Annotated in this window: 22 protein-coding genes and 1 riboswitch; of the genes, 20 read left to right on the top strand and 2 right to left on the bottom strand. The window is 60.2% G+C overall.

Annotation, left to right across the window (positions count from 1 at the left end):
* Positions 1-87: 87 nt before the first annotated feature.
* Positions 88-1,053: a PDR/VanB family oxidoreductase gene (locus tag I3J27_RS32660; RefSeq protein ID WP_270163001.1), complete on the top strand. Its 966-nt coding sequence runs from the start codon at positions 88-90 to the stop codon at positions 1,051-1,053.
* Between the two features lie 178 nt (positions 1,054-1,231).
* On the opposite strand, the gene I3J27_RS32655 is transcribed toward I3J27_RS32660, so the two are convergent.
* Both I3J27_RS32655 and I3J27_RS32650 read right to left on the bottom strand, forming a co-directional pair.
* The gene (locus I3J27_RS32655) at positions 1,232-2,251 is read right to left on the bottom strand and encodes a Rieske 2Fe-2S domain-containing protein (RefSeq protein WP_270163000.1); all 1,020 of its coding nucleotides are present in this window, start codon (positions 2,249-2,251) and stop codon (positions 1,232-1,234) included.
* Between the two features lie 209 nt (positions 2,252-2,460).
* On the bottom strand, positions 2,461-2,766 hold the full coding sequence (locus I3J27_RS32650) for a hypothetical protein (RefSeq protein ID WP_270162999.1): 306 nt from the start codon (positions 2,764-2,766) through the stop codon (positions 2,461-2,463).
* Positions 2,767-2,937: 171 nt separating this feature from the next.
* On the opposite strand from I3J27_RS32650, the gene I3J27_RS32645 reads away from it, so the two are divergent.
* The 19 genes from I3J27_RS32645 (at position 2,938) to I3J27_RS32555 (ending at position 23,863) form a co-directional block, all read left to right on the top strand.
* Entirely contained in the window at positions 2,938-4,098 is a 1,161-nt protein-coding gene (locus tag I3J27_RS32645; protein WP_270162998.1) for a mandelate racemase/muconate lactonizing enzyme family protein, read from the top strand.
* Between the two features lie 34 nt (positions 4,099-4,132).
* Positions 4,133-5,311, top strand: a complete 1,179-nt coding sequence (locus I3J27_RS32640; RefSeq protein ID WP_270162997.1) for a M24 family metallopeptidase — start codon at positions 4,133-4,135, stop codon at positions 5,309-5,311.
* Between the two features lie 118 nt (positions 5,312-5,429).
* Complete coding sequence (locus tag I3J27_RS32635) at positions 5,430-6,869, top strand: amidohydrolase family protein (protein WP_270162996.1); 1,440 nt, start codon at positions 5,430-5,432, stop codon at positions 6,867-6,869.
* Between the two features lie 51 nt (positions 6,870-6,920).
* Positions 6,921-7,023: riboswitch (glycine riboswitch) on the top strand.
* A gap of 147 nt (positions 7,024-7,170) precedes the next feature.
* The gene (locus tag I3J27_RS32630; RefSeq protein ID WP_270162995.1) at positions 7,171-8,448 is read left to right on the top strand and encodes a D-amino acid dehydrogenase; all 1,278 of its coding nucleotides are present in this window, start codon (positions 7,171-7,173) and stop codon (positions 8,446-8,448) included.
* Positions 8,449-8,645: 197 nt separating this feature from the next.
* A complete protein-coding gene (locus I3J27_RS32625; protein ID WP_270162994.1) occupies positions 8,646-9,734 on the top strand; it encodes an NAD/NADP octopine/nopaline dehydrogenase family protein in 1,089 nt (362 codons plus the stop codon).
* Positions 9,731-10,621 carry a dipicolinate synthase subunit DpsA gene (locus I3J27_RS32620; protein WP_270162992.1) on the top strand — a complete coding sequence of 297 codons (891 nt, stop codon included), beginning with the start codon at positions 9,731-9,733 and terminating at the stop codon, positions 10,619-10,621. The genes I3J27_RS32625 and I3J27_RS32620 overlap by 4 nt, the downstream gene beginning before the upstream one ends.
* The gene (locus I3J27_RS32615; RefSeq protein ID WP_270162991.1) at positions 10,618-11,964 is read left to right on the top strand and encodes a dihydroorotase; all 1,347 of its coding nucleotides are present in this window, start codon (positions 10,618-10,620) and stop codon (positions 11,962-11,964) included. Before I3J27_RS32620 ends, I3J27_RS32615 begins: the two co-directional genes overlap by 4 nt.
* Before the next feature lie 47 nt (positions 11,965-12,011).
* Positions 12,012-12,647: a resolvase gene (locus I3J27_RS32610; RefSeq protein WP_270162990.1), complete on the top strand. Its 636-nt coding sequence runs from the start codon at positions 12,012-12,014 to the stop codon at positions 12,645-12,647.
* The gene (thmT, locus tag I3J27_RS32605) at positions 12,647-12,847 is read left to right on the top strand and encodes a 2-hydroxymuconate tautomerase (RefSeq protein ID WP_270162989.1); all 201 of its coding nucleotides are present in this window, start codon (positions 12,647-12,649) and stop codon (positions 12,845-12,847) included. The genes I3J27_RS32610 and thmT overlap by 1 nt, the downstream gene beginning before the upstream one ends.
* Positions 12,844-13,833 (top strand): isochorismatase family protein, encoded by a 990-nt coding sequence (locus tag I3J27_RS32600; RefSeq protein ID WP_270162988.1) that lies wholly within the window; start codon positions 12,844-12,846, stop codon positions 13,831-13,833. Before thmT ends, I3J27_RS32600 begins: the two co-directional genes overlap by 4 nt.
* Before the next feature lie 256 nt (positions 13,834-14,089).
* Entirely contained in the window at positions 14,090-14,830 is a 741-nt protein-coding gene (locus I3J27_RS32595; RefSeq protein ID WP_270162987.1) for a GntR family transcriptional regulator, read from the top strand.
* 25 nt (positions 14,831-14,855) lie between these two features.
* A complete protein-coding gene (locus I3J27_RS32590) occupies positions 14,856-15,323 on the top strand; it encodes a RidA family protein (protein WP_270162986.1) in 468 nt (155 codons plus the stop codon).
* A 3-nt stretch (positions 15,324-15,326) separates the two neighbouring features.
* Positions 15,327-16,325: a CobW family GTP-binding protein gene (locus I3J27_RS32585; protein ID WP_270162985.1), complete on the top strand. Its 999-nt coding sequence runs from the start codon at positions 15,327-15,329 to the stop codon at positions 16,323-16,325.
* A gap of 637 nt (positions 16,326-16,962) precedes the next feature.
* Positions 16,963-17,739, top strand: coding sequence for an ABC transporter permease (locus I3J27_RS32580; protein ID WP_270162984.1), 777 nt, complete (start codon positions 16,963-16,965; stop codon positions 17,737-17,739).
* Between the two features lie 49 nt (positions 17,740-17,788).
* Positions 17,789-18,592, top strand: a complete 804-nt coding sequence (locus I3J27_RS32575; RefSeq protein WP_270162983.1) for an ABC transporter ATP-binding protein — start codon at positions 17,789-17,791, stop codon at positions 18,590-18,592.
* A 239-nt stretch (positions 18,593-18,831) separates the two neighbouring features.
* The gene (locus I3J27_RS32570) at positions 18,832-19,944 is read left to right on the top strand and encodes a hypothetical protein (protein WP_270162982.1); all 1,113 of its coding nucleotides are present in this window, start codon (positions 18,832-18,834) and stop codon (positions 19,942-19,944) included.
* Positions 19,945-20,019: 75 nt separating this feature from the next.
* A complete protein-coding gene (locus tag I3J27_RS32565) occupies positions 20,020-21,021 on the top strand; it encodes an ABC transporter substrate-binding protein (protein WP_270162981.1) in 1,002 nt (333 codons plus the stop codon).
* A 503-nt stretch (positions 21,022-21,524) separates the two neighbouring features.
* A complete protein-coding gene (locus tag I3J27_RS32560) occupies positions 21,525-21,833 on the top strand; it encodes a hypothetical protein (RefSeq protein ID WP_270162980.1) in 309 nt (102 codons plus the stop codon).
* A gap of 746 nt (positions 21,834-22,579) precedes the next feature.
* The gene (locus I3J27_RS32555) at positions 22,580-23,863 is read left to right on the top strand and encodes an NAD(P)/FAD-dependent oxidoreductase (protein ID WP_270162979.1); all 1,284 of its coding nucleotides are present in this window, start codon (positions 22,580-22,582) and stop codon (positions 23,861-23,863) included.
* The last annotated feature ends 573 nt before the right edge of the window (positions 23,864-24,436 follow it).

Here is a 24,436-nt window from a genome sequence, read left to right as displayed (position 1 = left end):
AGTTCGGGAATTGAATAACATCCAGCCCTTGGCCAGTCATTGCGGCGGTAACCGCTAGTGGCTCATGACACGCGTCGGATTGGAACGATGGTCGATCCAGAACATACGATGGAAGTGAGGATTCGCAGGCTCCATTACGTTGCCCGCGATATCATGAGCATCGAGCTCGAATCCGCGACGTCAAAAGAACTCCCGAGTGCTTCTGCCGGATCGCATGTTGATGTCCATGTCTCCGACAAGTTCGTTCGGCAGTATTCTGTTTGCAATGATCCCTCCCAGTCAGGCTATTACAGACTTGCGATCCTCAACGATCCAGGCTCGAGAGGGGGATCCAGAGCGGTTCACGAGACTTTTCGTGAGGGAATGATCGTCAAGATTGGGCGGCCGCGCAACAATTTCGGGCTCGTTGAAGATGGCGGACGCGCGATCCTCCTGGCGGGGGGAATCGGTATCACTCCGCTTCTCTCGATGGCCTATCGGCTGCAGACGATCGGCAATGATTTCGACTTCCACCTGTGCGTTCGGACCCAGGATCGTGCGCCCTTCCTCGACGAAGTCTCGGCCTCGCCCTTCGCTAGCCGATTTCGGCTGCACGTTGACGATGGGCCGGCGGAGCAGCGATTTCAGCCAGAGCGGGATCTCAACGGAGTATGCTCCAGCACGAGCATCTACATATGTGGACCGAAAGGCTTCATCGACTTTGCCCTTTCGGCGGCGAGAAAAGCTGGCTGCCTCGAGGAGAGGATTCACACCGAAAGCTTCTCCGCGGGCGAGGCGAAGGGCGGGGCATCGTTCACGGTCGTGGCATCGCGCAGCGGCCGACGACTTGTTGTGCCCGGCGACAAATCGATCGCTTCGGTCCTCGAGGAGAATGGAGTCTGCGTCGACCTTTCCTGCGAACAAGGAATATGTGGAACGTGCCTTACGAAGGTCCTCGCGGGCCGACCTGAGCACAGGGATTCCTTTCAGACCGATGCCGAGAAGCAAAGGAACGACAGGATAACGATCTGTTGTTCTCGGTCCTTGTCCGAGGAACTGGTTCTCGACATCTAGCGATGTCCAGATTGCGTGACGCAAAAAAAAGGCCGCCGGTCTGATGCGGCGGCCAAGTCAGGGAGGGGCAGACGCCCGGTCTGCCAGCGGAAACGATTGACCCTGCTACCTGAGTAGCTTGAGACGCTCAGCGCTCGTCGCTTATTGACTCGCGGTCGGGCGGCCGAACGCTACGCCGTTACGGCTGCTCGGCTTTGAGCTGGGCCTCTACGATCCGCCGTGCTCTGACCGCGGGGCCGTCAGTCTGGAGAAGAACTGGCTTCAGCGACATCAAGTCCTGGGTGTTGATCATGCGCTGCTGAGCCTCGATAACCGGCTTGTCTTCGTCGTCGAAGAGAGCGACGCCGGCCCTTAGCAATTCTTGGCTGAGATCATCTTCGTCCTGGCGGAAATCGCGCGACATAGCCCAGAAATAGTGCGTCGACGTTTCCGTCTCCGGCGTGAGCAGGTGAGACGTGGGAATTGAAATCCCTTCTTCTGCCGGCCTGTTGACGCCCGTCATGCCGACGTCGAGCAGGAGGAGCGACGGGGCGTTCCACCGCATGAAGTTACGATGGTCGCCTCGCTGATCCTTTGGAAAGCCCAGCATCTGAAAATACTTGTTCGGCAGCTGATTGGGGCGCGAGAATTTTGCCCAAACTTCATCGGGTTGCGGTTCCTTTTCCGCCTCGAATTTGGGCGGCCCCTCCGCATTCTTGAACATCGGGTGAAGGTACTGACCGTGGCTCAAATCGAGCAAATTGTCAGAAACCAGCTGATAATTGGCCTGGACGTGGAGATAGCTGCTGACCGTGCGAAACTTCGGGTTGGTCAAAACGCTGAAGTCCGCGATCAAGGACTCGTCCGCCTTGCTTGCATCCCCCAGCCAGACCCACGCTACGTCATGTTTCTCCACGACCTTGTAGCTCTTGACCTTAGCCGCCCTCGGGATCGCGCCATCGCCATGCGGGTTAAGTGTGCATGCGCCGCTCGGATCGAAGCACAGCCCATGATAGCCGCATTCGACGATGTCGCCTTTGAGCTTTCCGAGGTGCAGCGGGACGAAGCGATGCGGGCACCGATCAGTAAGCGCGGCGATATCGCCAGCTTCCTTGCGGTAGAAGACGATGCTTTCGTTGGCGATCTTTCGTGACAACAAGCTGCGTGTAATTTCACGCGACCATGCTGCGGCATACCAAGTGTTCTGGATGAATGACATCGGCTCCCCTTTGCTCCGTTCTGTTGGACGGCTGTCGGAGGAAGCTCTCACCATTAGAGCGGTTTTAAAAATCAGCATTTCCAATGCGACCTATCGGCATCTCCGATAGTCCGCTGATTGAGCGGGCCCTTCGCCATTCCAGGGAGACCGGGATGCGCCGATGGGCTCAGGCTGCTCGGTCAAGCAGAGGCAGTGTGAGCGACAGCGCTCTAGCGGCCGTCATCCATTTCATAGATGTGCCGCTCGAACCGCTCCACCAGCGTATGCATCACCCGGCGCGCTTGAGCAAACGCCTCTGAGCCGGCTCGCGCCGCCATATCGGCCTCATATGCTGCACGAGAGGGAAATCTGCACTCCCACCTGACGTCGGGTCCATTGCCCTCGCGCAGGACAAGGATCTCACCGGGATCCAGGCCGAGTTCGCGGCGGATGCCGCTTGCCTGGCGGCGCTGTTGGAGCACCGCCGGCGCCTGACCCTGCTTGGCGAAGTAGTTTGTCGCTTCGACGATCGTCAATTTTTCCTCCTCTGACCCGCGGGCAACCGGCGCCTAAGCTAGGCGCAATGCCGGCGCCGCGACACTTGACCGTCGCGATTTATGATCATAAAGTGTGATCACGATCAATGATCTTGCTTTTCGACCCTAACAAACTGAGCGCGAAACCAAAACCAAATAAGGCAGGCCCATTTGCCCACGATCAAATCCGTCGAAACATTGATTGTCCAACTGCCGACCCGGCGAGAGCACAAATGGGCAGGTCTGACTGAGGTGATCGGTCGATACGTCATCGTCAAGATGACTGACAGCGACGGTCGCGTTGGTTGGGGCGAGGCGCCGGCACTCAAGGACTGGGGCGGCGAGTTCGGCCGGTATTTTGGCGAATCCACCTTGATCACGCGCGTCGTGATCGACACCTATCTGGCTCCCGCGATCATCGGCGTCGAGCTCGGTAATATCGCCGAACTGCACGCGCGAATGGACGCAGTGATCAGGGGTTACCCCTATTCCAAGGCTGCCGTCGAGTTCGCCGCCTACGACCTTGCCGGTCGCTGGCTCGATATCCCCGTCAGTGCCCTCCTCGGCGGTAGGGCGCGCGATCGTGTGCCGGTGACACATTCCATCGGCTTGATCTCGATCGAAGAGGCGCGCGTCGAGGTTGCAAAGCTCGTGCAGGAGGGCGTGCGAACCATCAAGGTGAAGATCGGGGTCGATCCGGATCGAGACGTTGCAATGGTCGATGCCGTTCGCGAGGTCGCCGGCAATGCCGTCGAAATCTGCGTGGACGCCAACGAAGGCTACAAGACGCCTGGCGAGGCCGTTCAAGTCGTTCGCAGGATGGAGAAGAATCGGCTGAAATATGTCGAGCAGCCCGTCATGGGCATCGAGCGCATTGCCGAGGTTGGTCGTCGCATCGACGCGCCCGTCATGGCCGACGAGTCGGCCTGGAACGCGCACGATTCGATCCAGATCGTTCGGTCCGGCGGCATCCAAATCGTGTCCATCTATACGACAAAGGCTGGTGGTCTTTACAAGGCCATGGAAGTCGGGGCGGTGTGCCGGGCGGCGGGCATCATCTGCAACGTCAACGGTTCGATCGAGACCGGCATCGGCAATCTTGCCAACGTCCAACTCGCCGCAGCCTCACCCTCCGTGACCCTGTCCTGCGTCATTCCGATTTCGACGCCGGCGGAATTCCAGCACGGTCAGGTGGCCGGCATCTACTACAAGGACGATCTGCTCGTCGAGCCGATGAAGGTCGTCGACGGTGCAATCGTCGTTCCATCCGGGCCGGGAATGGGTATCGAGGTCGACCAGAAGAAAATCGAAAAGTACCGCGTGCGGGATTAAGCGCGCAGCACGAAGTTGAAAAAAGGGAGCAGTCATGCGGGCGGAAATTGTCGCGAAACAAGTCAAGTCAATGTCTCAGCATGGGCTGGATGCCATCATCTGCTCTTCGCCTGAGAATTTCTCGTACACAGCGGGGTTCGTGGTCCCCTCGCAACCGCTCATCCGTCACCGCCATGCAATGACCATCGTCACTGCCGACGGCCGCTCGGCATTATTCGGCGTCGATATGGAGGCGTCGACGATCAAGCGTCGCCAGCCGGACGTGCCGACGCGCATTTGGGCGGAATTCTCGGACGATCCCATGCTTGTGCTCGCCGACCAGCTCGCGGGGCTCGGACTTGCTCAGGCTCGCATTGGACTCGAAATGGATTACCTGCCGGCAGGTGATTTTGCCCGTTTGCTCGCGGCCATGCCGGCCGCGAAGTTCGAGCGCGCCGAGCCGATCCTGGCCCGGCTCCGTCAGATCAAGACTTCGGAGGAGATTGCGCTCTTGCGCAGGCTTTCCCGCATTGCCGACCAGGCCATTACCGACACACTAGCCGTGGTCGACGAGGGCAATTCCGAAATGGACATCGCCGGGCACTTGACGCGCAATGTCTATACTCTGGGCGCCGATCACTTCAAGCTGATGATCGTGGCGACCGGCGAGCGCAGCGTCTTGCCGAACGTCGGCCCGTCGGAGCGCATCTTGAAGCGTGGGGACGTCTGCCGCGTGGAGATTTTCTCGGTCATCGACGGTTATCAGGCCGGCGTTTGCCGCACGGCGATCGTCGGCGAGGCGCCGCCCATGGCCGAGAAGATCTGGGCGCATCTGGTCGAATGCAAATACGAGATCATGGAGAAGGTGAAGCCGGGTGCGAGCTGTCGCAGCATCTACGATGCGTTCATTACGAAGCTCGCCAAGCTCGGTCTGCCGCCGATCTCGTTCGTGGGTCACGGCATCGGCCTGCACCTGCACGAAGATCCCTATCTCGGACTGACGCCGGTGCTAGGCAAGCCGGGCAACGACGCGCCGCTCGAGGAGAACATGGTGCTCGGTTTCGAACCGCTTTGTTACGACACCGGCCATGGCTTCGGCATGCAGAACAAGGATATGCTGCTGGTGACCGCCAATGGGTCGGAACTGCTTTCCGACTACGCCGACACCGACCGGCTGATTCCCGTGGGTACGGCCAAGAGGAGCGGGGCTGTGCGCAGGGCTGCCGTCGCTTGACGGTGGCTCCAAGGGGACGAGCTGTTTCGCTCGTTTGAAGATCGCTCGACATCGCCCGGCGTCCCGGCGCGGTGCGCCGGCGGGGCGATCGTGATGGCAGAGTAGTGGGTGAAGAGGCATGCGCACGCTGATCAAGGACTTGAACTTTGCTTTTACGGTCGACGAGAACGACACGGTTGTGCGCAACGCGAGCCTCGTCGTCGAAGACGACCGTATCGCGGATATCGGTCAAGCCGATGACGTGGCCGCGCGGCAAAAGAAGGTCGGTTTCGACAAGGTGATCGATGGCAAGATGCTCGGTGTCTGCCCGGGCTTCGTCGACAGCCACGTTCATCTTTCGGAGACGCTGTCGCGCGCGGTCTTTCCGGATAATCTCAATACCCGCGCCTGGGTGTTCCACTGGGCTAAGCCGTTTTACGCTCACATCACCGAAGAAGACGAATATTGGGGCGCGCTGTTGGGCATCACTGAGATGCTGCGCTGTGGCACCACTTGTTTTCTTGACATGGGCTCGCAATACGATCCCGGCATCGTCATTCGCGCGATGGAAAAGGTCGGCATTCGCGGCATCACCGGGCGGCACGCGGCCGACAATCCTCCGCCTGAGCTCCCCCGCGGCTGGACCAAGGAAATGGTGGATCATCATTTCTTCCCGAACGCCCAAGCGGCACTCAAGGTGCTCGAGGATTGTGTCGTCCGCTACAACGGAGCCCTCGACGGCCGTGCACGTTGCTGGGTCAATATCGAGGGCAAGGAGCCGTGTAGCCTCGAACTCCACGTTGGAGCGGTGAAATTGGCCGAGAGGCTTGGCGTCGGCACCACCTACCATCTCGCGACCTCGATCGAGGAGGCAAAGGTCTGCGAGAGGAAATATGGCTGCTGGCCCATCACCCGCATCGATCGGGCCGGGGGCATCGGAAAGAACCTGGTGATCGCCCACGGCGCGGCCGTTTCCGACGAAGAGGTCCGTCTTCTCGCCGAACGTGGCGCCAGCGTCGCCTTCTGCCCATGCTCGTCATTCAAGCTGGGGAAGGGAGCAACCGCGATCGGAAAATATCCAGAGATGGTGAAGGCCGGTGTTAAAGTCGGCCTCGGCACCGATGGCGTGTCGGCCGCCGGCAACATGAACCTCATGCGGCAAATGCTGCTCGTCGCCGGCATGTTCAAGGACGCCCGCCTGCAACCGGACATCTTCACCGCACGACAAGCACTGCGCGCCGCGACCATCGAAGGTGCAAAGGCGTTGATGTGGGACGACGAGATCGGTTCGCTGGAAATCGGCAAGAAGGCCGATTTCGTCCTCTTCGACCTGGACCACGTCGAATGGACGCCGTTCTACGACCCACTGCAGGCTCTGGTATTCTCCGCATCGACCGCTTCGATCGTGCAAACCTGGGTTGACGGGAAGCCGTCATATGTCGACGGCAAGGTGCAGGGAGTCGACGAGGCGCAGATTCGGCGCAAAGCCCGGCAACTCGCCGCGGCGGCGGTAGAGCGCGCTGGTCTGCATGACGAAGCGGTCGAGACGACCACGACTCTTTACGACGTTGGCAATTGACAGGCCGACTCCAATTGCGGAGGCGCAAGAGAGAAGAACCTATCGCGTTCAATAGGCTGCATGGGAGAGATCGGTCGCCGTCGTGACGGTGTTGACCGGCGCCGAAGGAGCAACCCCCAGGAAACTCTCAGGCAAAAGTGACCGTGCAGCTGAACGATCTGGAGAGTGGCACTTCGAGTGCCCACCGAAGGGGACCGCCGCGACGGCTGAGCCGTCGCGGTTAATCTCTCAGGTACAGCGACAGATTGGGGACAAGCCGCGGGCTTCGGTCCGCTTCCCAACTTTGATCGCGGAGAGCGAAATGCCACATGTTGTCGTCATCGGCGCCGGTATCACCGGCGTGACCACCGCCTACGCCCTTCTCAATCGCGGCTATTCCGTTACGGTGATCGAGCGTCAGCGCTACGCGGGCATGGAAACATCGTTCGCCAATGGTGGCCAACTTTCCGCGAGCAATGCGGAGGTCTGGAACAGCTGGTCGACGATCATCAAGGGAATGAAGTGGATGTTGAGGCGCGATGCACCGCTCCTCATGAATCCAGCGCCGACCTGGCACAAATATGCCTGGTTTGGCGAATTTATTTTCAACATCAAGAACTATCGCGACAACACGGTTGAGACGACACGGCTCGCCATCGCCGCACGCAAGCATCTCTTCGCCATCGCCGAGCGCGAGAGCATCGATTTCGATTACGAACGTCGCGGCATCCTCCACTTCTACCGGGACAAGCAGAGTTTCCAGCACGCGCTGAAGGTCAATGCCATTCTGGTGGAGGGAGGGCTTGACCGTCATCCGGTGACGGCCTCAGAGGTGAAGTCGATCGAGCCGACGCTGCATGGCGACTTCTTCGGAGGCTTCTATACCCCGTCGGATTCCACCGGCGACATCCACAAGTTCGTCCGCGGTCTCGCCAGGGCCTGCGAGAGGCGGGGCGTGCGCTTCGTGTTTGACGCCACCGTGAGGCAGATCGCTCGGGACGAAACTTTCCGCGTCCAGTACTCGCGTGACGAGCCTTCAGGCGGGGCTCATGTCGAAGAGATCGATGCCGACAATGTCGTCATATGCGCCGGTTCCGCAAGCCGCGACCTCGCGGCGATGCTCGGCGACCGGCTGAACATCTACCCTGTAAAAGGCTATTCGATCACCGTGCACCTCGACGACGAGCGGAGCCAGAGAGCGGCGCCTTGGGTCAGCCTGCTCGATGATGGCGCCAAGATCGTGACCAGCCGATTGGGCGCCACGCGCTTTCGCGTCGCCGGAACGGCGGAGTTCAACGGCATGAACCGCGACATCCGCCAGGATCGCATCAAGCCGCTGGTTGACTGGACGCGAGCACTGTTCCCCTCTGTCGACACCAACCGTGTCGTGCCCTGGGCCGGGTTACGTCCGATGATGCCGAACATGATGCCGCGGGTCGGTCGAGGCAGGATGCCGGGCGTCTTCTACAACACCGGCCACGGCCATCTCGGGTGGACGCTTTCGGCCGCAACCGCAGAGATGGTCGCCGATTGCCTTGCTGGCGAATTTGGACCCGGCATCACGGAACCGTTCCGGGTGCTCGCGGATCCAGTGATATGAACGGCTCCAGCCCCGAAACAGCCGACTTGCGCCGCCGAACCCTCGGTCATGGTTCGGCGTCACGCTCCAGAAGTGCCTTTCGATGAGGCAGCGGGTTGGCAATTCTCAAGCTTGACAATCATAACTGTGATCATAAGCTGTGATCAAAGTTTGCCTCTCAAGAGGCGCGACTTACGCTTCGATCTGCGGAGGACAGAATGAAGGTTGCCGTACTTGGAGGAGGGGCGGGGGGCACGGCCTCGGTCGCAGAATTGGTTCTGGCGGGCCACTCCGTTCATTTCTGGGCGCGTTCGGCCGAGACGCTCGAGCCGCACATCAAGCTCGGCGGCGTTGCATTCGACGGCAAGCTCGGCGAGGGAGTTGCAAAGCCTACCCTGATTTCGACAGATCTCAAGTCGGCCATCTCCGGAGTCGAAGTGGCAGTCGTGGTCCTGCCGACTTTCTCGCACTCGGCCATCGCCAACGCACTCGCCGCGGCCGGTTGGCCGTCGAACAAACCTGTCGTGCTTAATCCCGGCCACACCGGAGGCGCACTGGAATTCGCCGAGGCCTATTCCCGCACCGGGCGGTCAGTGCCTCCGGTGGTTGAGTTCTCGACCCTTACATACGTCGCGCGCAAATATCGTCCTGACGGCGTCACCATTAGCGGTCGGGCGAAGCAACTGAAGGCTGCCGCTCTCAGGGGAGGAGCGGAGGCGCTGGAGATTGCTGCAAAATTGTATCCGGGTGTCACGCCCGTTCGGGACGTCATCGCCTCCGACCTCTCCAACGTGAACATGGTCCTGCATCCCCCTGGCGCGGTGCTGGCAGCCGCCTGGGTCGAGGCGACCGGCGGCAGCTTCACTTTCTATGTCGACGCCATGACGCCCGGGGTCGCCCGGGTCATGCGGCAATTGGACGACGAGCGCTTGGCGGTCGCTCGGGCGTTCGGGCATGAATTGCCGAACTTGATTGAAGAGATGAAGCTGCTCGGCACGGTGGAGGCTGACGTGGTTGACGTTACCGATTACCGCGCGGCAATCGCGGGCGGCGAGGCCAATCGCCGTATCAAGGGACCGGATTCGCTCGAATATCGCTACTACAAGGAGGATTTCGGTCACGGCTTGCTCCCCTTCCTGGAGTTTGCGCGGATCGCCGACGTCAACGTGCCCGTCGCGACGTCGCTCTATCGCCTTGCGCAGGCCGCCGTCGGAACCGACTATCGGATCGGCGGGCGGACTGCAGATGCAATGGGCATCGCCGGCATGTCCAGGGATCAGCTCATTGAGAAGGTAAGGGCCCCATGAGTTGGCAGAATACAGTCGTCGCGATCGTAGCCGGTGACGCACGCGAACAGGAGATCGCTCGCTGTGCCGTGCGGGCTGGAGCCGCGGTTCGAGCCTACGGCTTTCCCTGGCCTGATGGGGGCATCGAAGGCGTCTATCATGCTGTGGACGCGGCTGATGCATTGAAGGGGGCCGACATCGCGCTGTTTCCGATTCCAGGCATCAGCGCGGAGGGCGCGCTCTTCGCGCCCAAGTGTCCGCAAAAGATCGTTCCGACACGCGAGATGTTGGCCGGCATGAGGCGGCCCGGCAACATCATCCTCGGTTGGGCCGACGACAATCTGAGGGCCCATTGCAAGGCGCTCGGCATCGCGCTGCACGAGTACGAATGGGACGTCGACCTCATGCTGTTGCGCGGGCCGGCGATCGTCGAGGGCGTATTGAAGGTGATCATCGAAAACACGCAGATCACCATCCACAAGTCCAACATCTGCCTGGTTGGTCAAGGTACCATCGGCTCGCTTCTGACGAAGACGTTGGTCGGCCTCGGGGCTCATGTCCACGTCGCGGCGCGCAATCCGGTTCAGCGCGCCGCCGCCTACGCGACAGGCGCGGAGACGCTAACGCTCGAACAATTGCCGGCAGTTCTTCATCGCATGGACATCGTTATCGGCAGCGTTCCAAAACGACTGCTCGAGCGCGACCAGCTGGCTTTGCTGCCCAAACACGCGCTGCTGGTCGACGTCGCAGCGCCTCCCGGAACGATCGACCGCGACGCGGCCGCTGAACTTGGACTGAAGGCCGTCTGGGCGCGCGGCATGGGCGCCCGTGCACCGATCACCGTCGGCCGCAGCCAGTGGACAGGCATCAGCCGACGCATCGAGGAAATACTGGAGCAAAGACAATGAAGGCGGATCTGGTCATAAAGAACGCGCGAGTGGTTCGCCACGACGGAGAATTCCACGGCGGCGTTGCGGTGAAGGACGGCAAGATCGTCCTGACCGGGGCTGACGAAGTCCTTCCCGAAGCCAAGCGCACCATCGACGCCGAAGGGCGGGTGTTGATGCCGGGCTTGATCGACCCGCACTGCCATCTGGGCGTGAAGTTTCCCTTTGCCGAGGATATGCGGACCGAGACAGCCGCCGCGGCCTCCGGCGGCGTGACCACCGCGCTTCTCTATATCCGTAATCTGAAGGAGTCCTATCTGCCGTTCTACGCGGAGCGCAAAGCGATTGGCGAGGAAAACTCGGTGATCGACTTCGGCTTTCATTTCGGGATCCAGCGTGAGGAACATATCGCCGAGATTCCGGAGGTCATCGCCAAGACCGGCGTCAAATCCTTCAAATGCTATTTCGGCTACGAGCCGGACAATCCGATTGGCATTGTGCCGGCCACGGACGGCTGGGTCTATGCCGCGATGCGCATCCTGTCGAAGGTTCCCGGCGGGGTGATCAACGTTCACTGCGAGAACACCCAGATCGCCTCCTGGATCAAAAAGGAGATCGCGGCCACCGGCCGTCAGGATCTCGGCGCGTACACGGAATCCCGCCCGGCCTTCTGCGAGGTGGAAACCATACGGCGCATGCTCTTCCTTGCCGAGAAGACCGGCTGTTCGCTTCATCTGGTCCACACCTCCGTCGGCATGGGTCCGGTACTCGCCGCCGAGGCCCAGGCGCGTGGCGTCCGCGTGACGGTAGAGACCTGTCCTCACTACCTCACCCGCACGTGCTACGACGAAGATCTCGACATGCGTGCGAAGATATCGCCGCCGTTGCGCGACCGGAACGAGCTCGAGGGTCTTTGGCACGGCGTCATGAACGGTTCGGTCTACAGCCTCGGGACCGACCATGTGCCGTTCTTGCCCAAGAAGCTGGAGGATCTTTGGACCGAATTCCCGGGAGTGGTGAGCTTTCCATGGGAGCTGTCGCTGATGCTTCATTTCGGCGTCCATCAGCGCGGTTTGCCGTTGACCCGGCTTGTCGAACTCAACTCTTTCAACCCTGCGCGACGCTTCGGGCTCTGGCCGCGCAAGGGCCATATCGACGTTGGTTTCGACGCCGACCTCGTGCTGGTCGACCTCGATGAGCAGCGCACGGTCAAGCACACCGGCAAGGGTACCTGCATCTACGAGGGATGGACGCTCAAGGGTTGGCCGGTGATGACCGTTGCTCGCGGTGACGTCGTCTACGAAAACGGTTCCGTCGCCGACCACCACTTCGGTCGCGGTCGATGCGTGACCCTGCCGTCATGAGTGGCGCGGACTTCCACCGACTGGAGTTGGCAGGCCGAGAGTCGCTCATGCCCGCCCAAATGTCGGTGCGTGAAGCCGTCGCCGCCATCGTGGCGCGCAAGACCACGATCCGTCAGGAGAGATTGTCCGGAATCCACAATCCATGGGGACATGCGATCGGCTTGACCGATCCCTGGGTCTTTTTGGGCCTTTGCGAGAGCCAGGGCGTCGTCGATGCAGCGCGCGAGATCCTGGGGCCGGACATCATCCTGTGGGACAGCGAGCTATTCGCGGAAACGAGCAGCTATGCCGACTTTCTGCGCGAAGGGCGGGAAGGTCGTTATTGGCCGGTTGTGCCATTCGCAGGGGCGATCGTCTTGTTGCCCGTTGGCCAGGCTGACCCGCGACCGAGGGCGATCGGACTCAACGAGATCGGAACAAATGTGCTCAAGATGCTCGATCCGTCGGAACCGATTTATGTCATCCGGCTGATGCCGGGCACCAGTCATTTCGATCGAGACCCGCAGCATCCCGCCCATCGCGCGTGCATGGAGGAGCAGGTCTTGATCAACTATGCCAACCGCCCGCTGTGGCTGCTCAGCGGGGTCGATCTGGCAAGGAACGATCTGGTTACGGGCTTCGCGGCCGCTGTGCCCACCTGGGCATCCGGCGCTCTACCCATCCAAAGAGGAGGAGATTTCTGATGCCGTTTGTCGTCGTCGAAATGTGGGAGGGCCGTACAGTCGAGCAGAAGCGCCGACTCGTAAAGGCTATCACCAATGCAATGGTTGAGGAGGCCGCCTGCAAGCCGGATCATCTGCATGTGGTGATCCATGAAACGTCAAAAGACAGCTGGGGCCGCGCCGGCGTGCTCGGCATCGACATGGTGGAGGACAAGAAATGAGCCTGGAAGCCCTCGATTATCGCAAGTCGGCCCTGCTGGTCATCGATCTCCAGAACGCCTTCATCCACGAGAAGGGAACGCTGGGCATTTCCGGAGTGGATACAAAGCGCCTGTCCTCGATCGTCTCGCCGCTGGCAAGGCTGATCAAGCGGTGCCAGGATGTCGACATTCCCGTCATTTGGACAATGCAGGAGCATTTTGCCATCGACAGGAATCGCGCCAAGAAGAAGTTGCTCGGCCACACCGCCCGGCGCAAGCAGGTATCCGCGCTCGCCGGCAGTTGGGACGAGGAGATCATCGACGAGCTCAAGCCGCTGGCCGAGTTCAATCCTTCCTTCGTGATCCGCAAGCACCGCTTCGGTGCGTTCTACGAGACCAGGCTCGAGATGATGCTGAAGATGCTGGGGACGCAGCATCTCTTCATCACCGGAGCAACCACCAATGCTTGCGTCGAGACGAGCATCCGCGAAGCCTATCTCCGGGATCTCGATGTGGTTGCCGTCGAGGATTGCGTATCGGGCGTCAATGCGGATTGGGAGGCAACCGCCAAGCAGGTCTGGAAGCAGTACTTCTGCGAGATAGCGCCGTCGTCGGACGTTCTCGACTGGATCGCCGAGCAGGCGAAGCCGAGGGTTACCAACTACGGTCACCAGTTGATCATGGTCAATGACATCGACAGGTCGGTCGACTTCTATACCCGTCAACTGGGATTCACGATCAGGCCGGCCAAGCCGCTGGCTGACGGGCGGCCCTTCGTTGCTTTCCACCAAGGCATCGCCCTCATCAACGGCAAGGCTGCAGACCATCGCCAGCTCGACCACATCGCCTTCGAGGTCAATGACGTGCGCGCGCTCGATGCCAAGTTGAAAAAAGCCGGCGTACACTACTACAATGATCTGCACGACGGGCCGTATGGCTTGACGATCTACATCGCCGATCCCGACGGAACCAAGGTCGAGCTCTATCAGGTCGGAGCAAACGCTTAATCTCAGGCCCGGCCCGTATGCTCACGCAGGTGATCCGGGCCACGTTCCTTGTGTCAAATCGGCAGGCCGAGCCAACCTTGGCGTGCCGATTTGCGGCATCAGTGCTCCGCTGCGGTTGCCGCCCGCTCTCAAATCTACTACTGATCACGATATGAGATCACAGGACACAGGCCGTCCAACTCTCAGGGATGGTCTCGATGTCCTCAGGCCTATCGGATGGCGCCCAGCGACGTCCTAAGAGAAAGAGAGTCGGGAGATGCGGACCGAGAAAGCGGAAGTTGCCGGAAACGGCAACGAAGAAGGCAAGCGGCAGCGGGGCCACATCTACGAGCGTGTGCTCAGCTATATGCGTAGAGGACTTATGGTCGGAGCCTTTGTTCCCGGCCAGGTCATGAGTTTGCGCAAGCTGGCGGCAGGGCTCGGAACCAGCCCCATGCCGGTTCGCGAAGTGCTGAGCCAGCTCGTCGCCGCGAATGCCTTGGAAGAGACCAAGGGGGGCTCGGTACGCGTGCCGAGGCTGAGCGCCGAGAAGCTGAGCGATATCTTTTCAGTGCGTGAACTGCTCGAAGGTACAGCCGCCGAGCTCGCCGCCAAGAAAGCTTCGCCTGCGTTGTTGAACGGACTGACGTCCATCAACAAGCAATTGCTTCAGGCGATCGCCAAGCGTGACATCCTGAACTGCCTTTCCTTCAACCAAAAATTTCATTTCACACTCTACCAGGCGAGCGAATCCGAGACGCTCACGCTCTTGATCGAGTCGCTTTGGTTGCAGTTCGGGCCGACCATGTACATGTCGCTGCTGATCCCCTCGAAGCCCTGGAGCGCGTCTCACCACGAGGACATTCTGGCGGGGCTGAAGGAGGGCAACCCAACCGCGGTCAAACGCGGGACGATCCAGGACATCCGGACGACTTGCCGGGCCTTGCTCAGCATCGCCGACTCGCAGGGGGCCGAGCTGCCCTTCGCGCAAGGAATGGAACTGCAATTCGACGATTGAGAACAGAGATCCGGAGTACCGCGCCATGGAAGCAAAGATTGATCAAAAACTGGCCCAACTGGGAATAAGCCTGCCCGCAACGGCGTCTCCAAGCGCCAACTACGTTCCCGCGCGCAGACTGGGCAGCCAGATCTACATCTCCGGCCAGGTCCCCAGCGAGGGCGGCAAGGACAAGTACACGGGTAAGCTCGGCTCGGAATTCTCCGTGGAGGAAGGTCAAAAAGCTGCGCGTCTCTGCGCAATCAATATCCTCGCTCAGCTCAAGCAGGCGCTGGACGGCAATCTCGACAGGGTGGTTGGGGTCGTTCGGCTGGGCGGCTTTGTCAACGCCGAGCCGGACTTCAAGGATCATCCCAAGGTCATCAATGGGGCGTCTGACCTGATGGTGGAGGTGTTTGGCGAGGCAGGGCGCCACGCCCGCGCGGCGGTCGGCTGCAGTTCCTTGCCCCGCAACGTTCCGGTCGAGGTCGACGCCATATTCGAGGTCAACTGAACCATGCAGCCCGCCGCTCCCTCCCTCGACGCGCGGATTCCCGTTCATGTGCTGACGGGCTTTCTCGGGAGCGGCAAGACGACGTTTCTTCGACACCTGCTCGGGGAGCCGGGTCTCGCCGAGACTGCGGTGATCATCAATGAATTCGGCGAAATAGGACTGGACCACCTGCTGGTGCGGGAGGTCACGGAAGACGTGGTCCTGCTGTCGTCCGGATGTCTGTGCTGCGCTGTGCGCGACGATCTCGTGTCAACCTTGGCCGAGCTCCTGGCGATGGCCCGCTGCGGCGCGGTGACGCCTTTCCGCCAGGTCGTGGTCGAAACCACCGGCCTCGCCGATCCAGCGCCCATCATCCAGGTAGTGATGAGCGCTCCCGAATTGCTGCATGGCTATCGCGCCGGCAGCATCATTACGACCGTGGACGGCGTCAGTGGCCTCAACAGCATTCGGAACTTCGCGGAAGCGGCCCAGCAGGTGGCGCTAGCGGATTGCGTTGTCGTCACCAAGTCGGATCTTGTCGAGCGTTGGCAATTGGACACGCTTGAGCTCGATGTCGCCAAGGTCAATCCTTCAGTGCGCTCGCTGACCTCGAGCAAGCATGCGATGCCCTCGGCGGCCGACGTCCTGGCCCATGGCGAGGACTGGAAGCCCCACTCGCTCGGGGCGCACGACAGGGCTGCGCGGGGAGTGCACAGCCACGGCATCGAGACCTTCACGGTCGAGGTGACGCGAGAAGTCGAATGGCCGGCCTTTGTCGACTGGCTTGAATTGTTGCTGGCTGCACGCGGTCAATCCATTCTCCGTGTGAAGGGCTTGTTGCAGCTCGAAGGGGACGAGCGACCGGTTGTCGTCCACGGCGTGCAACACGTCGTCTATCCGCCAGAATACCTGCCGCGATGGCCGGAAGGTTCGCCGCGCGGCTGGCTGGTGTTCATCGCGCGCAACTTGACGCGCACCACGATCGAAAATTCCCTGCCAAGCATCTTCGCCTGCAGGCACTGACGGTCGAAAGCGCAGCCGCGCCGATACGACATCGACCGCAATTCTTAATCCATCACCCGCGAGATCGATCCGCTCGTCGTAGATGCGGGGGCAAGCCGTCGCAACGCGCGAATGCCCATCGTTGCGCCGCCGAAATGGATCCAGTGCACGAAAAACGATCGCATGCCGCCCGCATTACGTGCTTGACAACATCAAACTGTGATCACATCATGAGATCAAATATAGGTCGATCCGGGAATGGGAGCGCCGTCGGACCGCAGGCAAGGGCCACACGAATCGTGGTGCCCGGCTTGCGTCATTCAGCTCCAGATCGACAGGGAGTGAACGGGATGTCTCGAGTGAATCTCGCTGCAGCAATGTCGGCGCTGAGGGGGCGATGCGCCGGTTTTTTTCGACGACAGCACCGGGCGGTCGTCAGATCTTGGCGACCTCTCCTCGATTGGTTCGTTCGGGAAGCCCGGTTGTGCCTCGAGAGCGCACTTGTCGGCGAAGTGTTCGTTGATGTTGCCAGGCCGTCGAAGGCTCCGGCGGATGGTTCTGCTCAAAGACAACTGTAATCTTCTAACGTGGTGAGGTTGCCGTGGCGAGTACGGATATTGTCAGCGCCGGTGGGGCGCAGCCAAAGCAAGGCAAGAGCATGAGCGGCAAGAAACGGGCTCGCGTCAGTTGGCTGGATCGCTATTCGGCGCTCCTCGTTGCTGTGGTGCTGATCGGTGCTTGGCAAATTCTCGTGCCACTGTCAGGGCTTTCGGAGTTCGTCCTGCCGACGCCGTTCGCTATCGCGAAGCGCATCGCCAACGACCTGCCGCTGCTCTCGGCCCATACCTATGTGACACTGCTCGAAGTGATCTTCGGCTTCTTCCTTGGAGCGCTGATCGGGATTCCTCTGGCTTTGTCGATTTTCTATTCCAGGGCCTTCGAACGAGCCATTTATCCGATCCTTGTCGGTCTGCAGACCGTCCCCAAGGTGTCGTTGGCGCCGATCCTGGTGCTGTATCTCGGATACGGGTGGGCACCGAAGATCGTGCTTGCCTTCATGATCTCGTTCTTTCCGATCGTGATCTCGACCGTCGTCGGCCTGCAGTCGCTCGACAAGAATCTCGTCAATCTCGTCCGATCCATGGGCGCGAACGAATGGCAGACCTTCTTCAAGCTGCGCCTGCCGGCAGCGCTGCCCAATATTTTCGCGGGCTTCAAGGTTGCGATTTCTCTCGCCGTCATCGGTGCGGTCATCGGCGAATACGTCGCTGCTGAGCGAGGGCTCGGATATCTTCAGCTCCAGGCGAATTCGCAATTCGACACCACGCTCAACTTTGCGACCGTGGTGACGATCTCGGCACTCGGTGTGATGCTCTACTTCGTCATCGATATCATCGAGTCGCGCGTTTCCCATAAGCGCGATGCCGCCAAATGAACCGCATGCAACAGGTGTGGACGAGGCATAGCTCCAGTGAGGCAGCGTAATGAATACTCCTATCCAATCTACCGGTGCGGCGATAGAGATTTCCCGGCTTTCGAAGATCTATGAAACTCGCGAGGATACCGACGTCGTCGCGCTTGAAAAGATAGATCTTCGCTTCGAGCCGGGTAGTTTCGTTGCGGTGGTGGGGCCGAGCGGATGCGGCAAGAGCACCCTGCTGTCCCTGCTCGCTGGCCTGACCCCCGCCTCGACCGGCAAGATCGCCATCGACGGGCAGGGGATCAGCAAGCCGCATCCCAAGATCGGCGTCGTGTTCCAGTCGGATCTCCTGCTCTACTGGCGGACCGTGCTCGACAACATCCTGCTGCCGATCGAGATCAAGAAGCTCGATCTGGCCAAATACCGGCTGCACGCCGAGGACCTTCTCGCCCAGGTCGGGCTCGAAGGCTTCGGCAACAAATATCCATCGGAGCTTTCGGGCGGCATGCGGCAGCGCGTGGCGATCTGCCGCGCGCTGATCCAGGAGCCGGGTCTGCTGTTGATGGACGAGCCCTTCGGCGCGCTCGACGCGCTGACTCGCGAGCAGATGATCATGGACTTGCAGTCCATGTGGCTGAGGGTGCGAAACACCGTTCTGTTCATCACCCATGGCATCGATGAAGCCGTTTTCCTTGCCGACCGCGTACTCGTGATGTCGCCGCGGCCGGGTCGCATCGACCTTGACCTCACGATCGACATGCCGCGTCCGCGCCAGTGGAGCAAGGTCCACGAGGACAAGGCCTATTACGGCTACGTGCGCCAGATCCGCGATATCTTCGAAGCGAAAGGTGTGCTCGTCGCCCACTGAGCGAGGGTAGGGGCGGCAGTTTTCAAGAGAGCCAGGCATGTGTGCCGCAGGATGATTTTCTGCGGGAGATGACCTGCGTCCGAAATCAGGCGGGCGTGAGCCCGTTGAAGAACCTTGTGGGGAGTTGGGTTCGATCGGCATTGAGATGGTCGCCGCTATCTCCAAGGCCGCGTCGCATTTCGTCTAGCGGCTTGAGTCTGCCCGACGGGCAGCTCGTTTTTTGAAGAGGGGGACTAAACATGCATGCTTCCAGACTTTTGACTCCAATTGCACTCGCGGTCAGTTTGATCGCTTGCTCGTCCATCGTGAGAGCTGCGGACGAACCCAGTCCGGCGCCGGTCAAGGCAAAGCCGATCCCGGATGTTCCGTTTTTCCTCGTGAATGATAACAGGCTGACCTACTCGTACCAATTTACGGCGACCGACCCCGGTGCTTATAGCATCCAGCCAAATGGCACCATCAACGGCACGACCGCAAAGCAGGTCTATTCGTTCACCCACTTCGATGTGTGGGCTTACGGCACAAACTTCTTCAATATCGATATGCTGAAATCCGGTCATAACGATCCTGCTTCGCCCTGCTCGCCTACCGGTACCCTGCCTTTCGGCCAAACAGGCGCTTGCGCCGGCGCGACGGAGTTCTACGGCATAGAGCGCAGCACGTTCGGCTGGAATGAGATATTCGACACGAAGGCGTTCAAAATAGGACCGCTGCGAAATATCTCGTTCGAGGTCGGCGCCGATCTCGGTACGGCAAATAATTATTACGCACCAGCGACGAACAACGTCGTCGCTGGTCTGCAATTCGCCTTTGATCTTCCGTACAAAGGCTATTTCAACGTGGCGCCGCTGGTCGTCTACAACATTGCAAGCCACAAATCGTTTCTTCAGTGCGGTCTCTTCAATCCGGGCACTCCTGGGGTGACCTGTCTTGCGGACGGCAACAGGGTGTTTCCGCCCACCTGGAAGATCGAGACCAATTACTACATGGATCTCGGCTTCCTCCCTGAAAGCATACGGTATTTCGCCATCAGTGGCCGCGTTTCTGTCACCGGACAAAAGGGCGACATCAATACGCTGCCTGCGCTGTCCGGCCCCGGACGTTTCAGCACCGCCAGCAAGATCGAAGTGAACAGCGAACCGATTCGCCTGACGTTCGATGCCAGCAAGGCCTTCATGGGCCCCAAATACAGTCACTTCGTCGACGTCTGGGTTGCCTATCGATACTGGAAGAACAAGTTTGGTCTCGACAGTAACGCCACTCCCGGCACTTGCACCATTGCGGCAACAGGCGCCAGCACCAACAGCTGCACGGAAAAGTCGGCCAGCGCGGGTATCTCGGTGAAATTCTAGCGTCGATCTGGCGAGCCAAGACAGACGGCGCCGCGCTCGAACCGCGGCGCCGTCTAAGCGTTCGAAAGGGAAACTATGACTGCAAGGTACTGCAAGACGGCCTCGCACAGCATTGCCCTGACGGTCATGGCGCTCTTCGCAGCCATCGTGTGCTCATCGGCGGCCTTGGCGGCCGACGATGTGCGAGTGCGGTTCAGCTGGAAGCTCAAGGGCGAGTATGGCCACCTCTATCTGGCGCAGGACAGAGGTTTTTATGCTGCCAAGAACCTCGCCGTACGCATGGGAGAAGGCGCAGGTTCGCAGGCGGCACTCGGGGCGCTCGTTCAGGGCCAGGAAGACGTCGTCATCATGCCTGGGATCTTCGCTGCTTCCGCGATCCAGAAGGGCATGCCGATCAAGATCATCGCGCTCTACCATCCAAAGACGCCCGTCGTTATGATCTCGCATCCTGGTAACCCCATCCTCAAACCGCAGGATCTCGAAGGCAAGATCGTGGCGCATGCCGTCGGCGAGACGGGCACATCCTATCTCGGAACCTTCTGCGCGGTGAACAAGATCGACTGCACCAAGATCAAGAAGGTTCAGATGGACGCGCAATCGCGCGTACCCCAGTTCCTGCAGAACCAAGTGGACGCTGTGAGCATTTATCGCACCAGCGACCTGCCCGTGCTCGAGCAGCGGACCGGAATCAAGTTTCCCATCCTCGATCTCGCACAATATGGGCTTGTCGTTCCAGGGTTGGCGGCAGTCACGAGCGATTCCGCTATCGAGAAGAAGCCCGACGTCCTCAAGCGCTATCTCGCGGCTGTTGGCGAGGGTATCGAGGCAACGCGAAGGGATCCGAGGGCCGCTGCGAATGCCATCGCCAAGGTTTGGCAAGTCGGACCGTCGGTGGATGTCATCGAAGCACAAGTCAGGGCAACGATTGACGCGATGGTGCCCGAGGAAGGAAAGCCCATCGGCTGGGTCGACGCGAAGCTCATCGAACAAGCGATCGAGTTGCTGAAGACCGAACAAGCGATCGATCATCCCAAACCCACGGCGTCGTTCTTTACCAATGAACTCCTCGCCTACTGACTCGCCAGAGCTAGCATGCGAGTGCGACTGTGGGCGTCGGGCCAGGTCAGACGATATGAATCCAGCGTATTATTGCGTTCACATATATTCAAGTCCGACGCCCGCAGGTGGGGCAGGGGCGGCAGTTTTCGATGAATTGGCTCGCAGGCCTTTTACTGCATTGTTGCTTCGGCCGAGACTGGGAGAGCCTCTGCAGGTGGCTGCTCCGATCCGCTTCCAAAACTCATAAGTCATCGACGGAGCCCAAGCAGCGTCTTCCGACGCGATCGTGGTCCTCGCGTTGAGAATCTAGGTCCGGCAGTTCAACTGCTTGCGCAGATGGTCAATGCCGCTGCCGATAGGAATTGCTCCGCGAAATCGCCTCAAAATCTCTAAACGATGACCACAAGAATCACGTTGATGCTGGCGGCGCCGTTCGCAGTATTGACGCGTTGGGACGATCCGGTGAAAGCGAATGGCGTTGCATAGATGGAATCGTTCAATCGCGAACAAGTCCAGGAGAAATGATGAAGTTGGTGAAGACCTCTGTAGTCGCATGTGTCCTTTCGGCTTTGCTTGCGGGCCAGGTGCTCGCGCAAGACCCCTCGACCGACGCCAAGAGTCGCGGCGGCATGCAAGGCAAGAGCATACAGGGCGGCATGAACGATGATGAGGATTCGACCGCTCAGCTCGGCACTGCGGACCGAAAGGCAGGTATGAAGCCGGTCAAGAACACAAAGGGTGCAGCCGGCACCACCGGGATCGCTCCGAACAAGGGGGCAGCTGACGGTTCCTCCGTCGGCGGCACGCCGACTGCCGGCAAGCGCCACTAACGCGGCTGACCCTTATCGGCAAACCTCCGGTCGCGCAGGCGGCCGGAGGTTTTTTCCGCGTTTAGGTCGATCTCGGCACGAATGGCCCAGAAGCAAGCAATCAAGTTGATTGCTGGGTCAAGGCGCCAGCGCCCCCTGCGGCTCGTCGATTAAAATGAGTTGCTGTTCGACATAGGGGCGGAAGCATTTCCCCTTGGTCTTACCGCGGAAGAAGGCTCCGTGAGCTGGTCGAGTTTGCGCTCCAACACCGCGCCACTTCAATTCGCGCCTTGGTCTGACTTGATTGTCAAGTGATATTTCTGGTTTCTGCCGGCGCGAGCGCGGACGATATGTGTTGTCAGCCAAGCGTTGGGTGCGTCCCCACTGCTGATGCTATCGCTTATCGAGGTCGCGCTGCGCCGGATGGTGATGTTCGGGGCGACACCTCAAGCTCCCCAGCGGAGTACGTCGAGCCGCCACCCGCATTTCTTCGCCGATTCCAGTCGAACAATGTGCCATTGAGCCGGATGCAGTGAAGAAGTTATCGCGATTTTTCGCGCAATGGGGACTTTTGCCTTCCTCATGCCAATTCGCTCTGCGAGCTCCATGCCCAGGCTGTCAATCGTCATTCAAAGTTGACCTCCCGCGGATTATTCGCGAGCCTGCGCCATACTTCCGGATTTCCTCCGCCATGGCCTCGCAGCTCGGGGAGCCTTGTCGGCGCATTTCCGACGTGACGGACAATTGCAGCCGAGGGAGTTTACCTGATGCAAGACGATCCGACATCGCACGGACTCTGGGAACTGACGGCTCCGCATGCACCTCAGACCGGTCGTCTGGCCGGCGAGATCGACGTCGATATCCTCGTCATCGGTGGCGGATATACTGGGCTTTCGTCCGCTCTCCACCTTGCAGAAGGAGGAGCGCGGGTCGCGGTCCTCGAGGCGTCTGAAATCGGCTTCGGCGGCTCCGGACGCAATGTCGGTCTCGTGAATGCCGGTATGTGGGTCATGCCGGACACTCTCGTAGCGACGCTGGGACAAACCCATGGGGAGCGCCTGATCGATCTGCTCGGCCGTGGGCCGCGGCGAGTGTTCGATCTTATCGCGCAACATGGCATTGAATGCGAACAAGAGCCCACGGGCACGTTGCACTGTGCAGTCGGACGCAGGGGATTGGAAGAAATCGAGGCTCGTGCTGAACAATGGCAGCGACGTGGTGCGCCGGTCGAGATTCTCGATGCCGAGGAGACGCGCCGGAGGATCGGTGGTGGCGACTACGCCGGTGCACTGCTGGATAAACGCGCTGGCACAATTCAGCCGCTGGCCTATGTTCGTGGTTTGGCTCGTGCCGCGCTTGCTGCGGGCGCGAAAATATTCACTCAGAGTGCCGCTCTCACCGCCAGCGACGGCGGCTCGCGCTGGAAGGTCAATACGGCAGCCGGATCTGTGCGTGCAGATTGGGTGATTGTTGCCACCGATGCCTACGCACGAGGACCCTGGTCGCAGGTCCGGCAGGAGCAGATCGAACTGCCTTACTTCAACTTTGCGACCCAACCTCTCTCGGACAATTTGAGAGCATCGATCTTGCCCGAACGCCAGGGAGCCTGGGATACGAAACAGGTGCTCAGTTCATTTCGCTTCGACCGTGCAGGTCGGCTGGTTTATGGCAGCATCGGTGCTCTTGAGCGGAGCAGTACAGCAGTGCACAGGGCGTGGGCAATCCGCTCGCTGGGCAAGCTGTTTCCTCAGCTCGCCGACATCGAATTCGAGGCCGGTTGGTTCGGGACGATCGGTATGACCTCGGACAACCTACCCCGCTTTCACAAGTTGGACCGCAACGTAATCGGGTTCAATGGATATAACGGCCGCGGAATCGCGCCGGGCACTGTGTTCGGCGGCGTGCTCGCGTCCTATGTGCTGGGGCACGTTGCCGACCAAGACCTTCCGCTTCCGATCACTCCGGTGGAGGAGCCGCGCTTCCGCGACACGCGGGAGGCGCTCTATCGCATCGGGGCGCAACTCGTTCATTTGACCGAAGCCCGGCTCTGATCCGCCAGCTCTCGGTAGTCCGTGAGCTCCGCGCAAGGCACATGCTTCCTTCTCGCCGACATATTGCAATTCCGGCGGCCTCGGAGACGGCTATTGCCAATCTCGCTCGATCGGTGACGTCAGATGCCGACAACATGGTCGAACACCCGACACCGTTATCAACGGCCTGACCGGTTTGAAAGAAGGAACAGAGCCGACTCCAGTCGCGATCTCCGCAAGTCTATCAAGCGGATCAGCGATGTTTTCTCCCTCGCTGAAACTGGACGTCGGCTTTGCTAGCAGTGAATCCGTGCTCACGCGCCATGGATTTGGCGCAGATCGGCACGCTTTGGACAAGCGCAATGCGAGACGCGTTCAGGCGGCTCTTGCGACGCTGACAGCGCGTGGTGCGAGCTTTGTGAGTTTGTCAGCTTTGGTACCATTGTCCGTGAGCTGACACTCCGTTGATGCGCAGGGTCTATAAATCCAGCTCTTTCGTCGCGGCACGCAGCTTGCTTCGGTCGGCATACCATCACCAATCCAGGGCTTGGTGATGCAGGGGCGGACCGGACGCATCACCTGCGTTTGAGTCCG

The sequence above is a fragment of the Bradyrhizobium xenonodulans genome, assembly GCF_027594865.1.
Classification (GTDB): Bacteria; Pseudomonadota; Alphaproteobacteria; order Rhizobiales; family Xanthobacteraceae; genus Bradyrhizobium; species Bradyrhizobium xenonodulans.
The sequence above is the reverse complement of the archived record's forward strand: the minus strand, read 5'-3'. Positions and strand labels throughout refer to the sequence as shown.

What these genes read in the sequence shown, in the direction of transcription:
- I3J27_RS32580 (WP_270162984.1), top strand. Translation starts at nt 16,963, where the DNA reads ATGAGCGGCAAGAAACGGGCTCGCGTCAGTTGGCTGGATCGCTATTCG.
- I3J27_RS32625 (WP_270162994.1), top strand. Translation starts at nt 8,646, where the DNA reads ATGAAGGTTGCCGTACTTGGAGGAGGGGCGGGGGGCACGGCCTCGGTC.
- thmT (WP_270162989.1), top strand. Translation starts at nt 12,647, where the DNA reads ATGCCGTTTGTCGTCGTCGAAATGTGGGAGGGCCGTACAGTCGAGCAG.
- I3J27_RS32570 (WP_270162982.1), top strand. Translation starts at nt 18,832, where the DNA reads ATGCATGCTTCCAGACTTTTGACTCCAATTGCACTCGCGGTCAGTTTG.
- I3J27_RS32660 (WP_270163001.1), top strand. Translation starts at nt 88, where the DNA reads ATGGTCGATCCAGAACATACGATGGAAGTGAGGATTCGCAGGCTCCAT.
- I3J27_RS32560 (WP_270162980.1), top strand. Translation starts at nt 21,525, where the DNA reads ATGATGAAGTTGGTGAAGACCTCTGTAGTCGCATGTGTCCTTTCGGCT.
- I3J27_RS32565 (WP_270162981.1), top strand. Translation starts at nt 20,020, where the DNA reads ATGACTGCAAGGTACTGCAAGACGGCCTCGCACAGCATTGCCCTGACG.
- I3J27_RS32590 (WP_270162986.1), top strand. Translation starts at nt 14,856, where the DNA reads ATGGAAGCAAAGATTGATCAAAAACTGGCCCAACTGGGAATAAGCCTG.
- I3J27_RS32610 (WP_270162990.1), top strand. Translation starts at nt 12,012, where the DNA reads ATGCCCGCCCAAATGTCGGTGCGTGAAGCCGTCGCCGCCATCGTGGCG.
- I3J27_RS32630 (WP_270162995.1), top strand. Translation starts at nt 7,171, where the DNA reads ATGCCACATGTTGTCGTCATCGGCGCCGGTATCACCGGCGTGACCACC.
- I3J27_RS32655 (WP_270163000.1), bottom strand. Translation starts at nt 2,251, where the DNA reads ATGTCATTCATCCAGAACACTTGGTATGCCGCAGCATGGTCGCGTGAA.
- I3J27_RS32585 (WP_270162985.1), top strand. Translation starts at nt 15,327, where the DNA reads ATGCAGCCCGCCGCTCCCTCCCTCGACGCGCGGATTCCCGTTCATGTG.
- I3J27_RS32635 (WP_270162996.1), top strand. Translation starts at nt 5,430, where the DNA reads ATGCGCACGCTGATCAAGGACTTGAACTTTGCTTTTACGGTCGACGAG.
- I3J27_RS32615 (WP_270162991.1), top strand. Translation starts at nt 10,618, where the DNA reads ATGAAGGCGGATCTGGTCATAAAGAACGCGCGAGTGGTTCGCCACGAC.
- I3J27_RS32620 (WP_270162992.1), top strand. Translation starts at nt 9,731, where the DNA reads ATGAGTTGGCAGAATACAGTCGTCGCGATCGTAGCCGGTGACGCACGC.
- I3J27_RS32600 (WP_270162988.1), top strand. Translation starts at nt 12,844, where the DNA reads ATGAGCCTGGAAGCCCTCGATTATCGCAAGTCGGCCCTGCTGGTCATC.
- I3J27_RS32640 (WP_270162997.1), top strand. Translation starts at nt 4,133, where the DNA reads ATGCGGGCGGAAATTGTCGCGAAACAAGTCAAGTCAATGTCTCAGCAT.
- I3J27_RS32575 (WP_270162983.1), top strand. Translation starts at nt 17,789, where the DNA reads ATGAATACTCCTATCCAATCTACCGGTGCGGCGATAGAGATTTCCCGG.
- I3J27_RS32555 (WP_270162979.1), top strand. Translation starts at nt 22,580, where the DNA reads ATGCAAGACGATCCGACATCGCACGGACTCTGGGAACTGACGGCTCCG.
- I3J27_RS32595 (WP_270162987.1), top strand. Translation starts at nt 14,090, where the DNA reads ATGCGGACCGAGAAAGCGGAAGTTGCCGGAAACGGCAACGAAGAAGGC.